Origin of the sequence: Rhodovulum sp., from assembly GCF_011048875.1 — a bacterium.
Classification (GTDB): Bacteria; Pseudomonadota; Alphaproteobacteria; order Rhodobacterales; family Rhodobacteraceae; genus Rhodovulum; species Rhodovulum tesquicola.
The window spans coordinates 1-14935 of record NZ_DSDD01000281.1 but is presented as its reverse complement, the minus strand read 5'-3'; the positions used below and the strand labels follow the sequence as shown (position 1 = coordinate 14935).

The 14935-nt window shown below is 64.8% G+C and carries 14 protein-coding genes, 1 tRNA gene and 1 pseudogene; 13 read left to right on the top strand and 3 right to left on the bottom strand.

The features are described from left to right. Nucleotides 1-151 precede the first annotated feature (151 nt). The 13 genes from fabI to ENN83_RS09835 all read left to right on the top strand — a co-directional run bounded on the left by fabI (nucleotide 152) and on the right by ENN83_RS09835 (nucleotide 13837). Nucleotides 152-916, top strand: coding sequence for an enoyl-ACP reductase FabI (gene fabI / locus ENN83_RS09895; RefSeq protein WP_287186462.1), 765 nt, complete (start codon nucleotides 152-154; stop codon nucleotides 914-916). Between the two features lie 11 nt (nucleotides 917-927). Further along, nucleotides 928-3399 (top strand): DUF3141 domain-containing protein, encoded by a 2472-nt coding sequence (locus ENN83_RS09890; RefSeq protein ID WP_287186459.1) that lies wholly within the window; start codon nucleotides 928-930, stop codon nucleotides 3397-3399. Between the two features lie 112 nt (nucleotides 3400-3511). Then, the gene (locus ENN83_RS09885) at nucleotides 3512-4165 is read left to right on the top strand and encodes a 3-oxoacid CoA-transferase subunit A (RefSeq protein ID WP_287186457.1); all 654 of its coding nucleotides are present in this window, start codon (nucleotides 3512-3514) and stop codon (nucleotides 4163-4165) included. Continuing rightward, on the top strand, nucleotides 4165-4818 hold the full coding sequence (locus ENN83_RS09880) for a 3-oxoacid CoA-transferase subunit B (RefSeq protein WP_287186454.1): 654 nt from the start codon (nucleotides 4165-4167) through the stop codon (nucleotides 4816-4818). Before ENN83_RS09885 ends, ENN83_RS09880 begins: the two co-directional genes overlap by 1 nt. A 317-nt stretch (nucleotides 4819-5135) precedes the next feature. Continuing rightward, a complete protein-coding gene (locus tag ENN83_RS09875) occupies nucleotides 5136-6512 on the top strand; it encodes a tyrosine-type recombinase/integrase (RefSeq protein WP_287186452.1) in 1377 nt (458 codons plus the stop codon). After that, a complete protein-coding gene (locus ENN83_RS09870) occupies nucleotides 6490-6849 on the top strand; it encodes a hypothetical protein (protein ID WP_287186449.1) in 360 nt (119 codons plus the stop codon). The genes ENN83_RS09875 and ENN83_RS09870 overlap by 23 nt, the downstream gene beginning before the upstream one ends. A gap of 38 nt (nucleotides 6850-6887) precedes the next feature. After that, entirely contained in the window at nucleotides 6888-7109 is a 222-nt protein-coding gene (locus ENN83_RS09865) for a helix-turn-helix transcriptional regulator (RefSeq protein WP_287186446.1), read from the top strand. Between the two features lie 112 nt (nucleotides 7110-7221). Beyond that, complete coding sequence (locus ENN83_RS09860; protein WP_287186443.1) at nucleotides 7222-9762, top strand: DUF3987 domain-containing protein; 2541 nt, start codon at nucleotides 7222-7224, stop codon at nucleotides 9760-9762. Nucleotides 9763-10178: 416 nt separating this feature from the next. Beyond that, nucleotides 10179-10478 carry a hypothetical protein gene (locus ENN83_RS09855; RefSeq protein WP_287186440.1) on the top strand — a complete coding sequence of 100 codons (300 nt, stop codon included), beginning with the start codon at nucleotides 10179-10181 and terminating at the stop codon, nucleotides 10476-10478. Then, the gene (locus ENN83_RS09850; RefSeq protein ID WP_287186437.1) at nucleotides 10475-11875 is read left to right on the top strand and encodes a hypothetical protein; all 1401 of its coding nucleotides are present in this window, start codon (nucleotides 10475-10477) and stop codon (nucleotides 11873-11875) included. The genes ENN83_RS09855 and ENN83_RS09850 overlap by 4 nt, the downstream gene beginning before the upstream one ends. 11 nt (nucleotides 11876-11886) lie before the next feature. Then, nucleotides 11887-12375: a hypothetical protein gene (locus tag ENN83_RS09845; protein WP_287186435.1), complete on the top strand. Its 489-nt coding sequence runs from the start codon at nucleotides 11887-11889 to the stop codon at nucleotides 12373-12375. Nucleotides 12376-12494: 119 nt separating this feature from the next. Beyond that, nucleotides 12495-13481 carry a hypothetical protein gene (locus ENN83_RS09840; protein WP_287186432.1) on the top strand — a complete coding sequence of 329 codons (987 nt, stop codon included), beginning with the start codon at nucleotides 12495-12497 and terminating at the stop codon, nucleotides 13479-13481. Between the two features lie 155 nt (nucleotides 13482-13636). Further along, entirely contained in the window at nucleotides 13637-13837 is a 201-nt protein-coding gene (locus tag ENN83_RS09835; protein WP_287186429.1) for a hypothetical protein, read from the top strand. Between the two features lie 178 nt (nucleotides 13838-14015). On the opposite strand, the gene ENN83_RS09830 is transcribed toward ENN83_RS09835, so the two are convergent. The 3 genes and pseudogenes from ENN83_RS09830 to ENN83_RS17150 form a co-directional block, all read right to left on the bottom strand. Further along, nucleotides 14016-14089: transfer RNA gene (locus ENN83_RS09830), tRNA-Cys, on the bottom strand. Nucleotides 14090-14205: 116 nt separating this feature from the next. Then, complete coding sequence (locus ENN83_RS09825; RefSeq protein ID WP_287186426.1) at nucleotides 14206-14694, bottom strand: hypothetical protein; 489 nt, start codon at nucleotides 14692-14694, stop codon at nucleotides 14206-14208. 49 nt (nucleotides 14695-14743) lie between these two features. Then, a pseudogene (locus ENN83_RS17150) lies at nucleotides 14744-14905 on the bottom strand (hypothetical protein); the annotation flags it as partial. Nucleotides 14906-14935: the final 30 nt, after the last annotated feature.

The following is a 14935-nucleotide window of genomic DNA, read 5'->3' as shown; positions in this document are numbered from 1 at the left end:
GGCGCAAATCAGAAGAATACGGTTTCCCCATCCATGCCGACCTCCTTCACGGCAGTCAGCATGAATCAGAAATCACCCCGGATGTGAATCCCAAAGATTCAACTTGGTCGCGGTCGACTCTAGGCTGCGGGTTCAGAAACGTGGGGGCGTCATGTTTTCTCTCGAAGGTCAGACCGCGCTGGTGGTCGGGATTGCGAATGACCAGTCCATCGCCTGGGGCTGCGCCAGGGCGCTTAAGGCGCAGGGCGCGAAACTGGCCGTCACCTGGCTGAACGACAAGGCCGAACCCCATGTCCGGCCGCTGGCCGAGGATCTGGGCGCAGAGTTCGTCGCCCCGCTGGATGTGCGCGACGCGGACCAGATGGACGCGCTCTTCGCCGAGATCGCGCAGAAATGGGGCCGCCTGGACACGCTGTTGCATTCCATCGCCTTCTGCCCGCGCGACGACCTGCATGGACGCGTCGTCGATTGCTCGGCCGAGGGGTTCGGACTGGCCATGGACATCTCGGTGCATTCCTTCCTGCGGATGATCCGCCGCGCCGAACCGCTGATGCCCGAGGGCGGCACCTGCATCACGGTGTCCTTCCAGGGGGCGTCCCGCGTGGTCGCGCATTACAACATCATGGGTCCGGTCAAGGCCGCGCTGGAATCGGCGGTGCGCTATGCCGCCGCTGAACTGGGGCCCAAGCGGATCTCGGTCCACGCACTCAGCCCCGGACCGCTGGCCACGCGGGCGGCCTCTGGCATCGCCGAGTTCGACGAATTGCTGGATTCGGCGGCGCGGCGCGCGCCCACCCATCATCTGGCCACGATCGACGATGTCGGCGCCTATTGCGCCTTTCTTGCCAGCCGGGAGGCATCGAACGTCACCGGCGGGGTTCATCCCATCGACGGCGGCTATTCCATCGTCGCCTGAAGGAGCGCGCAATGACCCGAAAATCCCACCGCAAGTCAGAGTATGACCCGTCGGACATGCTGGGCACCCTCGTAAGCGGCACCGGCGAACTGACCTGGGACCGGCTTGGCCAGGCGGGGGCGCAGGCCGACGCGGCCTTTGAAAACGCCGACCTGCTGCGCCGGGTGGCCGCGCGCCACGGCGATACGATCTTCCACGACCATTCCAGGCGCGCCCGCAAGCTTGTCAAAGATGTCGGCGGCCTCGTGTCCACGGCGCGCGAACCCGGTTCCGAGCTGACGCCCGCCCGGATCGCCACCCATTATCGCGACTACCTGCGCGACGCGGCCGAACGCTGGGTGCTGATGATGGAAGTGCTGCGCCAGCGCGGCGACATCTTCCGTGCGCACGAGGAGGCGGGCTGCCCGCCCGTTCTGATCTACGACTACGAGGTGATCGTCGATGGCGCCACGCTCGACCATCCCTGCAACTACCAGCTGCTGCGGATCGTTCCGCCCGAGGGCGTCGAGGTGCGCGAGAACAAGCGCCCCTATATCATCATCGACCCGCGCGCGGGCCATGGCGGCGGCATCGGCGGGTTCAAGCCCGACAGCCAGGTCGGCGTGGCGCTCAAGAACGGCCACCCGGTCTATTTCGTCGCCTTCAAGCGCGACCCCGAGCCCGGCCAGACGCTGGCCGATGTCACCCGCGCCGAGGCCGAATTCGTCCGCGAGGTGACCCGCCGCCACCCGAACGCGTCCAAGCCCGTGATCACCGGCAACTGCCAGGGCGGTTGGGCCACGCTGCTGCTGGCGGCGACGAATCCCGACCTGACGGGACCCATCGTGCTGAACGGCGCCCCGGCCGCGACCTGGTCGGGCGAGGTGGGCCGCCACCCGATGCGCTACAATGGCGGCCTGCTCGGCGGCACCTGGCAGCCGATGCTGTGGTCGGATCTCGGCGGGGGCAAGTTCGACGGCGCGAACCTGGTGATGAATTTCGAGATGCTGAACCCGGGACGCACCTGGTTCCGCAAGTATTACGACATATTCACCAGCGTCGACGACGACACCGCCATCCAGCGGTTCCTCGAATTCGAACGCTGGTGGGGCGGCTTCTTCATGCTGAACGAGCCCGAGATCCGCTGGATCGTCGAACAGCTCTTCATCGGCAACCGGCTGACCAAGAACACCGCGATGCTGGAACCCGGCCGCCTTGTCGACATCAAGGCGATCCGGGCGCCCATCATCGTCTTCGCCAGCCATGGCGACAACATCACGCCGCCGCAACAGGCGCTCAACTGGATCCTCGACGCCTATGCGAATGTGGACGAGATCCGCATCCGCGGTCAGCGCATCGTCTACATGGTCCACGAAGAGGTGGGGCATCTGGGCATCTTCGTCTCCTCCAAGATCGCCAGGAAGGAACATGCCGAGGTGTCCTCGACGCTCAAGACCATCGAGGCGCTGGCGCCGGGCCTCTACGAGATGAAGATCGACGCGACCGAAGGAAAGGGACAGGACAAGAAATTCCTCGTCTCCTTCGCCGAGCGCAGCTTCGAGGATCTCGGCAAGCTGTCGGGCGACCGTTCCGAAGAGGACGCCTTCGCCGCCGTCAGCCGCGCCAGCCGGATGCAGTCCGAGGCCTATGACACGCTGCTCCGGCCCGTGCTGCGAACCATGGTCAGCCCCGAGATCGCCGAGGCCACGCGCAAGTTCCACCCGCTGCGCACGCAACGCGCCGGGATGTCCTCGCTGAACCCCGCGCTGGCCCCGATCACCGCCGCCGCGCAAAGGGTGCGTGAGGACCGCAACAGGGCCGCACCCGACAACCCCTTTCTTCACATGGAGAAATTCGCGGCCGACATCATTGAGCAATGGATCGACCTGGCCCGGGACATGCGCGATGCGGCCTATGAACTGACCTTCTTCGCGATGTGGAACAACCCCTGGGCGCGGGCCTTCGGCGCCCCCGAGGCGGTGCGGCGCACCCGCAAGACGGTCGAGGAATTGCGCGCGCTGCCGATGGTGCAGACGGTGCTGTCCTACATGGACCGGGGCGGCTTCGTCGAGGCGGTGATCCGGATGCTGGTGCTGCTGGCCGAAAGCCGGGGCGCGGTGCGCCGCGACCGGCTGGAACGCTCGGCGCGGGTGCTGAACCAGGATGCTCCCTTCGCCACGCTGCCGATGGACTCGCGCGCCCGGATCATCCACGAACAGACCCTGATCGTGACCTATGACCCCGAGGGCGCGATCGCCACGCTGCCCCATCTGCTGAAGGACCCCGCAGAGCGCGAGCTGGCCTGCCGCGTGGCGCAATATGTCCCTGGCCCGATCGACGAGATGGCGCCCCACACGCTGGAGATGCTGAACCGTTTCCGCGCGGTGCTGGACCTGCCCCCGGTGATGGGCGACGTGCCGGACGATCCGCTGGCCCCGGCACAGCAGGCCCCGCGCCCCGCGCCGCCGCGCCGCAGGACCGCAGAAAACCCGGCGGCCGAATGACGCATCAGGCCACCCGGTCCCGCGCCGGGATCGTGCGCCGGGACGCCCGGCGCATCTCCTGCGCCGCACCGGGCACCGCACCCGACAGACCCACAGCCCAGGAGAGGCCTGTGTGAAACGAGCACTGAAGCCCGAAGAGGCCGCCGAGATGATCCCCGAAGGCGCGGTGTTGCTGATCGGGGGGTTCATGGGGGTGGGCTCGCCCCACCGGCTGATCGACGCCATCGTGGCGCGCGGCGTCGGCGGGCTGACCCTCGTCAACAATGACACCTGCCGCCCCGGCGAGGGCGTGGGCAAGCTGATCGACGCCGGGCTGGTCGACAAGGCCATCGTCAGCCATATCGGCCTGAACCCCGTCACCCAGCAGAAGATGATCTCCGGCGAGATGGAGGTCGAACTGGTCCCCCAGGGCACGCTGGTCGAGCGCATCCGCGCCGGTGGCGTCGGGCTGGGCGGCGTGCTGACCCCGACGGGCGTGGGCACGCTGGTCGAAGAGGGCAAGCAGGTCATCGAGATCGACGGGCGCAAGTTCCTGCTGGAACGGCCGATCCGCGGCGATTTCGCCCTGCTGGACGCGCGACATGCCGATTGCGTCGGCAATCTCGAATACAGTCTGACCGCGCATAACTTCAACCCGGTGATGGCGCTGGCCGCCGACACGGTGATCGCCGAGCCGCATCACATCATGCCCGTTGGCGTGATCTCGCCTGACGCGGTCAAGACGCCGGGGGTGCTGGTCGATTACCTGCTGGAAAGGGCGCATTGATGGACGCCAAGGAAATCATCGCCCGCCGCGTCGCGCAGGAGCTTCGCGCAGGCATGCTGGTCAATCTCGGCATCGGCCTGCCCTCGATGGTGGCCAGCTTCGTTCCCGATGGCCTGCAGGTCTTCTTCCAGGCGGAGAATGGCGTGATCGGCCTCGGCTCCCGCCCGCCCGAGGGGATGGAGGACCGCGACCTGACCGATGCGGGCGGCGGGTTCGTCACCGCCGTTCCGGGCGCCGCCTCGATCGACAGCGCGATGAGCTTCGGACTGATCCGCGGCGGCCATCTGGACATGACCGTGCTGGGCGGGTTGCAGGTGGACGAAAGGGGGCATCTGGCCAACTGGATGGTGCCCGGCCGGATGGTGCCCGGCATGGGCGGCGCGATGGACCTTGTCACGGGCGCGAAGCGCGTGGTGGTGGCGATGGTCCATTCGGCGAAAGGCGCGCCCAAGATCGTGCCGGAATGCACCCTGCCCCTGACCGCCGCCCGCCGGGTCAGCCTGATCGTGACCGAGATGGCGGTGATCGAACCCACTGATGACGGGCTGGTGCTTCGCGAAACCGGTCCGGGTGTCAGCGTCGAGGACATCCGCGCGGCCACGACGGCCACCCTGATCGTTCCCGACGATCTGGGCCGGATGAGCTTCGACTGAGGCGAAGACAGGTTCCCGACCCGCCGCGCCCGCCGACGCCCGATGGCCGGCCGCGGCCGAGTCAACGCGGCACGCCGATGGTCCGCTGGCCGACATATCGGCCGAACGCCGCCATCGACCCGCGCAGCGGACCGAGGAGCGTCACCCAATGAAAGGGACTGGAGGCGAGTGCCGGAGCCAACCCGGGCTTTCGTCGTGTCTCTTGATGTCACGCAAGCCCTTCATTTCATGGATATTTGATGCGCCCCCTTGTTCATCGCCTTTCATTGCCTTACCTTGCAGAACATGACTAAGGGCAGGATGAAGGGCGGGCCGATATGCCACCAAGAGCCGAGGAACTGACGCCGGCACAGATCAAGAACCTGAAACACCCCGGCGGCAAGCGTCCTGTAAAGGTGGCCGTGGGTGGTGTCTCGGGCTTGCATATCCAGATATGGCCGAGCGGCGCGAAGTCGTGGGTTTTGCGCACGCGATATGGCGAATGGGCTGAACGCACGCGGGCAGATGGCAAGATCGAGCGCGGGCGCAAGAAACGTGAAATTGGACTGGGGCCATATCCCGACGTGTTGCCCGGTGCAGCGCGTGACAAGGCGCGAGAGGCCAAGGCCAAGCTGGAAGCGGGCATTGATCCCATAGCAGAACGAAAGGCCGCACAGGCGGCGCTGATAGCCTCTGCGCGGCGCGGCATGACATTTGCCGAGGCGTGGGAGAAATTCGCCGAGCAGAAGGTCAAGGAATTCTCGACCGAGCGTTACCGGAGGCAATGGCGGCGCACCGTTGAACTTTACGCCCTGCCCGAGTTGGGCAAGATGGCGGTTCAGGACATTGGACTGCAGGACGTGCTGCGCGTTCTGACCCCTCTATGGGATAGCAAGAGCGTCACGGCGGTGAAGGTGCGGGAACGTGTCGAAAAGGTGCTGGCCTATGCCGCCGTGCAGGGCTACCGCAAAGGCGACAATCCGGCGCGCTGGAAAGGCAATCTCGATATGGTTCTGCCCGCGCCTTCCAAGGTTGCGGGGGCCGAGAATTACCCGGCCCTGCAGCTGGATGACGTGGCGCGCTGGTGGCAGGCATTGCAGGGCCGCGAGGGCATGGGGGCCAAGGCGCTGGCGTTTCAGGCCATGACCGCGACACGATCCGGCGCGATCCGGTTTGCAACATGGGATGAGATCGACCTGAAGGCGAAGGTCTGGACAATCCAGCCGGGGCGGCAATCGAGCAAGATACCGGCCAGCGATACCCCCAAGCGCATTCCGCTGACCGATGACATGGTGGCGCTGCTGGAAAGTCTGCCAAGGCTGGACGGATCGAACCTTGTGTTCTGGGCGCCGCGCGGCGGGGCGCTTTCCGATGCGACCATGGGCAAGGTCATGCGCGCCATCCATGAGGCCGATCTGAAAGCAGGCGGAAAGGGCTTTGTGGACGCCAAGACCGGCGAACAGGCCGTGCCACATGGGTTGCGCAGCGCATTCAGAACATGGGTTGCCGAGCGCACCGCCTTTGACGGCGATCTGGCCGAGGTGGCGCTGTTTCACAAGGTCGGATCGAAGGTTGCGCAGGCCTATAACCGCGCGGATCAGGTGGAAAAGCGGCGTCACATGATGGCCGCATGGGGTGACTTTTTGAACGGGAAAGAGGCCGAAAAGGTAGTGCAGATACAGGGGGCGCGGCATGGTCGACTTTGCGATTATTGATATTTTGTGGCGAGCGATGGACGGCGAAGTAGAGCCAATGGCGAAACATATCGAAGCTGGGGGAGATTTGCCGCCGGACTTTCGGGCGTTTCTAGCAGCGCACTTGCGCAATGAATTGCCTAAAAGGCCGGGCAACAAACGCACGTTCAGTCAGGTTCAAATGGAAGCGGGAATAGTCAGTCAGATACGTTATATCATGCGAATAATGGGATGCTCGGCATACAAGGCGCAAAAATTATATTTGCAGATGCACCCTTCAATGAATGAAGAAACGCTGAAAACCTATTGGAAAAAATCTCGCCGGCGCGCGAAAAATAGGGTGAGCAAACCCGTTTAATTCTCACCCTGTAATATTTTGAAACATCGTCAAATTGCATGGCAGGCATCAAGTGGAGCCATGCAATGATCGAACAAACATTCCTGACCGGCCCGCAAGTTCAGGCGCGCTATCGGCGAACCCACGTCACAATCTGGCGTTGGGTTCGTGATCCGAATCTGGGCTTTCCGCAGCCCATCAAAATTAATCGCCATAATTTTTGGCGCCTGGCCGATCTCGAGGCCTGGGAAGCGGCACAGGCCGAGAAAAGCCAAGCGTAAAAAACCCGCCCGCACACAGGCGCGGACGGGGCAAGGGCAGGCTAAACCAAATGCAAGTGTGCACTGTTTAGCACGCAGCCGCGCCTCGGGCAAGAATTCCTGAGGCATTAAAATGCACACAGAAAACAACATTCCCGTCTTCGCGTCTGGATACGGCCAACGGGACACGCACGCCCTGACGCTGTCCGACGGCCGGGCAAACCCGCATCTTGGCGCGGGGCAGCCTTACGAAGCGTTGACCGGCGCCGACATTGTCCGAATGGCCAAAGAGCCGCCGTCCCGGCCGAAGGAAGACGCCCAGTGGTTCCTTCCGACGACGTATCGGGAGCACGACGCCCGCAGCCACGAGGTCCAGCGCGCCAAGGGGAAATTCCATTGGCTGACGCTGGACGTTGACCAAGGAAACTTGTCGCTTAGCGAGGTCGTCGGAGCGCTGACCAAGGTCATCGGCGACGTCGCCTTGGTCGTTTACTCGACCCGCAGCGCGACCGCAGACAATCGCAAATGGCGGGCGCTGGTCCCGCTCAAGGCGCCTGTGTCGGGCGAGGACTTCAGCGACACGCAAAACGCGTTCTTCGATCTGCTGACCGAGGCCAGCGGCGGTCGCCTTGTCCCTGATCGAGCGTTGGCGAGGCCTGCGCAGTTGGTGTATCTGCCGAACCGCGGCGCCTTTTACGAGCGGGCAATCCAGAAAGGCTCGGGGCGCCTTGACCTGACGGACCATGCGATTACGCGCCGCCGGGACGCCACGCGGGAGGCACGGGCCGCCGCTGAGGCCGAAGCCCGTGAGGCGCGGGAACGGCGGGCGGCTGAGCGCAAGGCCAAGGTCGCGGCGGGTGACGCTTCGCCCGTGGACCATTTCAACGCGGCGCATGGCATCGCCGACCTGCTGGCGCGCTATGGCTACACTCAAGACCGGGCGACAAGCGACTGGCGCAGTCCCTACCAAACGTCGGGCAGCTATGCGACGCGCGATTGCGGCGGCTTCTGGATCAGCCTTTCGGCCAGCGACGCGGCGGCGAATTTGGGCGCGGAGACACGGAGCGGCCACCGCTGGGGCGACGCTTTCGATCTGTTCGCCCATTTTGAGCATGGCGGCGACTTCAGGGCGGCGGTGGCGGCCTATTCGCGGGAGGCCGGGCTTACCCAGCCGAAGCGAGAGACGCCCGCCAGCGAGCCTCCCAGCGCGTCTGCGGCACCGGCACCGGCCCCGGCTGGCGACCCTGTTGACCTGTGGGGTCGTTTCGATCCGCCCGAATTGCCGCACGGTTTGTTGCCGCCGATCATCGAGGAATTCGCCCGCGTCAATGCTGCGCAGATGGGCGCAGACCCGGCGGGGCTGGCGATGGCCGCGCTGGTGACATGTGCAGCGGCAATTCCCGACCGCGTGCAGATCAAGGTGAAGCGGCACGATGACTGGACGGAAAGCGCGCGCCTATGGGTGGCGCTGATGGGGCCGCCGTCTGCCAAGAAAAGCCCGATCATATCCGCCGCAACCGGGCCGCTATGCCGCCTTGATGTTGCGATGATGCGAGAATGGCAGGCGAATGTTTCAGCGTATTGGGCACTTGAAAAATCCGAGCGGACGGGGCCGCCCCCGCCGCAAACCCGCTTGCGGATTGAGGATGCTACGGTGGAAGCCGCGCAACAGGTCCTGGAGGGGAGCCCCTGGGGCGTGCTGCTTTTGCAAGACGAATTGAGCGGCTTTTTCGGGGCGATGGACAAATATAACGGCGGGAAGGGCGCACAGGCGGATCGCGCCTTTTGGCTGCGCAGCTTTAACGGCGGACAATTCGCCCTTAACCGCGTCGGGCGGGGGGCCACGATCATCGAGAACTTGAGTGTTTCCATGCTTGGTGGCATCCAGCCCGAACCTTTGCGCAAGATCGCCGGTGACGCCGTTGACGATGGCCTGTTGCAGCGGATTTTCCCTATCACGCTGCGCAGCGCCACCATAGGCCGCGACGAGCCTATGCCGCCGGTGAATGGCCGCTATCGCAGCTTGATCGAGCACCTTCACCGAATGCAGCCGCCCGGCTTCATGAACGCGGGCGTTCTGGAATTCGATGACCGGGCGCAAGCTATCCGGCGCGACCTCGAGGCCCGCCACCTTGACTTGCAATCGCTGGAAACGATCAACCGAAAACTGGCGTCGCATATCGGGAAGTTTGACGGCATGTTCGCGCGGCTTTGCGTGATCTGGCATTGCATCGAGCATGCTGGGCAGGACATGCCCGCCACAGTCACCGAGGGCACCGCACAGCGCGTTGCCGACTTCCTGCACCGCTTCCTTTTGGCGCACTCGATTGCGTTCTATAGCGGCGTGCTGGGCCTGTCCGACGATCACGACAGGTTGACCGCAATCGCGGGCCATATCTTGGCACACAAACTGGACCGGGTCACCAATCGGGACGTGCAACGGGGCGACCGCACCATGCGCGGATTGCGGGAACACGAAATTCGCCCGCTACTGGAACAGCTGGCCGCGCTTGGCTGGCTGGACCGGATCGACCCGCCGCGCCCGTCGTCGCCCCCGCATTGGCAGGTGAACCCAGCGGTTCATGCCAGATTTGCAGATCGCGCCGCCCGAGAGACGGAACGCCGCAAAAAGGCGCGCGACACTATTCGCGATCTTGTCCGGGGCGAGCCATGAGTTTTGTCACCAAAGTCCCTTGCGCGCACGTCACAGGGGCAGGAATAGGCCTCTTTTTACATAGCGACAAATCATTGCCACACGCGCGTAAGGGACAATGGTGACAAAACTATCTATTGGGGGCCGAGAGAGCGCAGCATTCGATGGCGATATGTCCCGCCCGACATAACACCCTTTCCCGGCCTCTTTTTGCGCGAGACCGACAGAAACGGCGGTTCGGTTCCTGCCATGGCAGCCGCATTAACAAAATGAAATAATGATTACAGAGATTTATCGTGGTATGGTTTCGCCAACCAGCCCTTCCATCTGCCCTTAAAAGGCCGGATATGCCCAAGCCTAGCCGCCATATAACCAAACCCAAGCCAGAGGGTTCAACCCGCATAGGGACGCAAGGCACGATCCTTCAAGGCGTGGACATGCGCACGCACGGCGGCAGGCGCTTCAAAGAGCTTTGCGCCGATCTGATGGACCACCTGGCTGGTGACGCGACCGCGCCGCAATTTGCGATCATCCGGCGCGCGGCGGCGCTGGCCGTCTGGTGCGAGCAGGCCGAGGCCGATCAGGCGCTGGGCAAGGACCTGGACGTCGCCGCCTATACGACCGCGACAAACGCCTTGCGCCGCTTGCTTTCCGACCTTGGCCTGGAGCGCAAGGCACGCGACGTGACGCCCGATCTGCAAGCCTACATCGCCACCAAAGCGGGGGCGGGCCGATGACCATCACGATCCGCGATGCGATGCTCGATCCGCAGCTTTTCGGCGACATCTTCGGCGGTGACAGTTTCGCGGCGTGGCGGGCGCTTCTAAGCGGCTTCCACGGGCTGGACCTGGACGAAGCCGAGGCATCGACATTCAAGGCCCTCACAGGTCGTCGGAGCGCGCCGCAGGGGCCGTTCTCGGAACTTTGGCTGGCCGTGGGCAGGCGCGGCGGCAAGAGCCACGTTGCGGCGCTCTTGGCGGTGTATATGGCGGCGTTTCACGACTACCGCGACAGGCTGGCACCGGGCGAGGTTGCCACCGTGATGGTCATCGCCGCAGATAGAAAGCAGGCGCGGGCGGTGATGCGATATACGAGCGGCCTTGTGAATGAGAACCCGATGTTGCGCCGCATGGTTTTGCGCGAGAATTCCGAGCAGATCGAGCTGAATAACCGTTGCGTGATCGAGATCACAACGGCCAGCCACCGCAGTGTTCGCGGTTATACTTTGGCCGCTGCAATTCTGGATGAAATTGCATTCTGGCACGCTGACGGCGCCAGCCCTGACCGCGAGATTGTGGCGGCGATCCGCCCGGCACTTGCGACGCTGGGCGGCAGGCTGATTGCCTTGTCATCGCCCTACGCCCGGCGCGGCGTGTTGTGGGACACATTCCGGCGAAGCTATGGCGACGAGGGCGACGGCCGGGTGCTGGTGGCGCAAGCGCCGACTTTGACCATGAACCCGACGCTCGACCCGGCAATTGTCGAGCGGGCCATACGCGACGACCCCGAGGCGGCGCGGGCTGAATACCTGGCCGAATTCCGCAGCGACATTTCTTCTTTCCTTGACCCGGAAATGGTCGAGCGGGCAACGCGTTGCAAGCCGCTGGAGTTGATGCACTCGCCGAAGCATAGTTATTTTGCATTTGTCGATCCCGCGGGAGGCGGTGGCGATGAATTCACCCTCGCAATCGGCCATTTGGAACGCGAAACGGTTGTGATTGACCTGTTGCGCGGGCGGCATGGATCACCGGCGGAAATTGTTCTGGAATATTCCAAGATTTTGCGCGGCTTCGATGTATTCCGGGTTTATGGCGACCGCTATGCGGGCCGGTGGCCGCGCGATGAGTTCATGCGCTGGGATATTACCTATCAGGTTAGCGATCTGGACCGCAGCGGGCTTTATCTCGAAATGCTTGCGCGGCTGAATTCCGGTTCGGTGGAACTGCCGCCCGATGAAAAGTTGAAACGCCAGCTTATCGCGCTGGAGCGGCGCACCAGTCGTGCCGGGCGTGATTCGATCGATCACCCGCCGGGCAGCCATGACGACCGTGCAAACGCGGTTGCGGGCGTGGTGGCCTATGCGCGGCGGCGACAGCCTAGCACGAAAACGAAACCGCTAATTGGATTGTGTTGAGAGGTCCGACCATGGCCGAGACGGAAAATGAAGAGCAAGGGCACGACGTCCACGGGCTTTTGCGCAAGAACGCGGAACTGCTGGGCGAACTGAAGGCGGCGAAAGCCAAGGTCGCGGAGCTTGAGGCAGAACGCGACGCGGCGCTGGCGAAGGCCGCAGAGGCGGAAGCGACGATGCGCCAGACCCTTCTGGATGCGCCGGTCGAGCGCACCCTTGGCGAGGCGTTCAGCCTGCCCTGGCGGCACATGCGCCCTGCTATCGAGGAACATTTCACCTTCGCCTTGGGCGAGGATGGCAAGCCCGTTGCGACGCCTACGGACGGCGGCGAACCCGTCCCGCTGGACCAAGTCACCCGCATGTGCGCGTCGATCCCTGACTTGGCCGTTGCCCTGCGCCCGGCACAAGGCGGCGGCGCGCGGTCGAGTGGCGAGCACGTCGCCGATCCCGACGCGGGCAAACCCCGCCCGGAAAGTCTTGCCGGACCTTTCGGTTTGCGGTAACATGATACCGCGCGCTAGGGCGGCTTGTGGCTGGTCCTTGCGCGCCCTTCGCCGCAGCGCGGCACCGTCCCGGCCTTGTGGGTCTGACGTCTTTTCCCTGAAAATGAGAGGAGGCTATCATGGCCACCACACGCCTTACGGACGTGATCGTCCCTGCGGAGTTCACGCCCTACGTAATCCAAAACACGATGGAGGCCAGCGCGCTGGTGCGGTCTGGCATTCTGACGCGCAACGGCGCGATCGAGGGCCAGCTTTCCGCCGGCGCGGACGCTTTCACCGTGCCCTTCTGGAACGACCTGTCCGACGCCGAGGCCGACATTGCCAATGACGACCCGGCGGTCGAGGCCACCCCGCGCAAACTGACTGCTGAAAAGCAAGTTGTGCGCAAGGCTTTCCTGCACGCTTCGTGGTCGGCGATGAACCTTGCCAGCGAACTGGCCGGTGACGACGCCATGGCGCGCGTTCAGGGCCGGGTGACCGCATACTGGACGCGGCAGGCGCAGCGGCGGCTGATTGCCAGCCTGAACGGCATCTTGGCCGACAACGTGGCCAACGACAACGCCGACATGGTGCTGGACGTCACCGGAGAGGCGGGCGCTGCGGCGTCTTTCAGCGCAGAGGCGGTTATCGACGCGGCGGGCACGCTGGGCGACCAAATGGGCAGCGTGACCGGCATCGCGCTGCACTCGGACGTTTACCGGAAGGCACTCAAGGACGATCTGGTCGAAACGATCCCAGACAGTCAGGGCCGACCCTTCCAGACCTTCCGCGGCATGGCCGTTGTCGTCGATGACCTTCTGCCGGTGCAGGGCGACGCCTACACGAGCGTTCTTTTCACGCCCGGAGCCGTCGGCTGGGGCATGACCGCACCGGCCATTGCCGCCGGGACCGAGGTCGAGAACCGCCCTGGCGCGGGCAACGGCGGCGGCCAGCAAATCCTGCACAGTCGCGTCAATCTGGCCATTCATCCGGCCGGGTTCACATGGGTTGAAGGCGCCGTCGCTGACGAAAGCCCGACGATTGCAGAACTGACGCTGGCTTCGAACTGGCGTCGCGTTGTCGAGCGCAAGGCGGCTGGCATCGCGTTCCTGGTGAGCAAGCTCTGATCGGGCGGGGCGTCACCGGGCATTTGCCCAGTGAGAACCCCCAGTCTGAGCGGGCGGGGCGTCACTGTCCAGTTGGACAGTGAGAACCCCCAAGACCCAAGCCGCGCCATGGGTAGGCCTTCGGGCCTGCCCCTTCCCATTGGAGGACGCCTCACATGGCATTGAACCCCGAACTGGCCCTTTGGCGCACGGTGTTGTTTTTGGCCTTGCGCGATAAGGACGCCGCGGCTTGGCTCGCAAGCCCTGATGGCGAGATCGTTTGCGCCCTGGCAGGCGTGGAGCCGCTGGCCGTTGCGCGTGCCTTCGATCCGTCGGGACCGCGGCGGCGCATCAAGCGGGGGGTCGATCGGTCGTGAAGGGCAAGTTGCTGTTCACCGGCTAGAGGCGCCCGCGCGTCTCATTGGAAACTGGGTTCGTTTCGGACCCGGTTTGCGCGGCGCTCGCATTGCCAAGTTGGTAAGGGCGGATTAAAGGGCATGTTCTGTTTCCCCCGCCTATAAATTCCATTTATATTCAAGGGCTTATAAGGAAATCTGGAGGCGAGTGCCGGAATCGAACCGGCGTACACGGATTTGCAATCCGCTGCGTAACCACTCCGCCAACTCGCCAAGCGCCGCCATGCTTAGGTTTGTGCTCGGCGCCCGTCAAGCGGTTATCCGTCGTCGCGATGCCGATCCCCGCCGACGAGGCCAGCACCCGCCGGCCACCCGACCCCGGGGCCGGATCACGCCTCGGGCGGGATCAGGCAGGGCCGGGGGCGGAGGTCGCCGGGGACGCTGACAAAGGCCAGCCGGCGGGCAAGCAGGCGGTCCAGATCCTTGCGCAGGTCGGGGGGGATGCGGGCAGCGGTGCGGGCGGCGGCTTCGGCCAGCTTGGCGCGGGCGTCGAGCCCCGCATCGACCAGATGGACCGCATCGGCCTTCCCGGGGTCCAGTTCCTCGTCCAGAACGATCAGGCGGCGGGGTCCGAGGCCGCGCAGCAGATCGGTCTGCAGATCGACCTGCCCGCCCAGCGGCAGATCCAGCAGCCGGTTGCCGCGCCAGAGCCAGTCCAGCGCCCCCCAGGCCGCACGCGCGCGGGCCGGGTGCGGACGCGGCGTGGCCAGCGTCGTGCCAAGGGACAGCACGCTCTGGCAGTCGACCGGCACCCCGAAAACCGCACGCAGGTCCAGTGCGGCGGCCAGCGCCGGACCGTTCGCGGCCAGCCCCCCCATCGGTGAAGAACTCGTCCCCGATCGCATGGCGCGGAAAGTATAGCGGGGCCGCGGCCGAGGCCAGCCCCCCATCGACCAGCCGCAGATGGTGCTGGGCGGGGTCGTGGCTGCGAAACAGCACCGCGCGGCCGCGCGTCTCGTTCACCGCCGGGATCACCAGCACATGGCGCAGATCGCCCAGCCTGAGCGGCCCAAGCGCGGTCTCAAGCACCTCGCGCAGCGGGCCGGGCGAGAAGCGCGC

Bases quoted from the DNA above. Each gene is read 5' to 3' on its own strand.
- ENN83_RS09855 (WP_287186440.1), top strand. From the start codon at position 10,179: ATGCGCACGCACGGCGGCAGGCGCTTCAAAGAGCTTTGCGCCGATCTG.
- ENN83_RS09845 (WP_287186435.1), top strand. From the start codon at position 11,887: ATGGCCGAGACGGAAAATGAAGAGCAAGGGCACGACGTCCACGGGCTT.
- ENN83_RS09860 (WP_287186443.1), top strand. From the start codon at position 7,222: ATGCACACAGAAAACAACATTCCCGTCTTCGCGTCTGGATACGGCCAA.
- ENN83_RS09880 (WP_287186454.1), top strand. From the start codon at position 4,165: ATGGACGCCAAGGAAATCATCGCCCGCCGCGTCGCGCAGGAGCTTCGC.
- ENN83_RS09875 (WP_287186452.1), top strand. From the start codon at position 5,136: ATGCCACCAAGAGCCGAGGAACTGACGCCGGCACAGATCAAGAACCTG.
- ENN83_RS09835 (WP_287186429.1), top strand. From the start codon at position 13,637: ATGGCATTGAACCCCGAACTGGCCCTTTGGCGCACGGTGTTGTTTTTG.
- fabI (WP_287186462.1), top strand. From the start codon at position 152: ATGTTTTCTCTCGAAGGTCAGACCGCGCTGGTGGTCGGGATTGCGAAT.
- ENN83_RS09825 (WP_287186426.1), bottom strand. From the start codon at position 14,694: ATGGGGGGGCTGGCCGCGAACGGTCCGGCGCTGGCCGCCGCACTGGAC.
- ENN83_RS09890 (WP_287186459.1), top strand. From the start codon at position 928: ATGACCCGAAAATCCCACCGCAAGTCAGAGTATGACCCGTCGGACATG.
- ENN83_RS09865 (WP_287186446.1), top strand. From the start codon at position 6,888: ATGGCAGGCATCAAGTGGAGCCATGCAATGATCGAACAAACATTCCTG.
- ENN83_RS09870 (WP_287186449.1), top strand. From the start codon at position 6,490: ATGGTCGACTTTGCGATTATTGATATTTTGTGGCGAGCGATGGACGGC.
- ENN83_RS09840 (WP_287186432.1), top strand. From the start codon at position 12,495: ATGGCCACCACACGCCTTACGGACGTGATCGTCCCTGCGGAGTTCACG.
- ENN83_RS09850 (WP_287186437.1), top strand. From the start codon at position 10,475: ATGACCATCACGATCCGCGATGCGATGCTCGATCCGCAGCTTTTCGGC.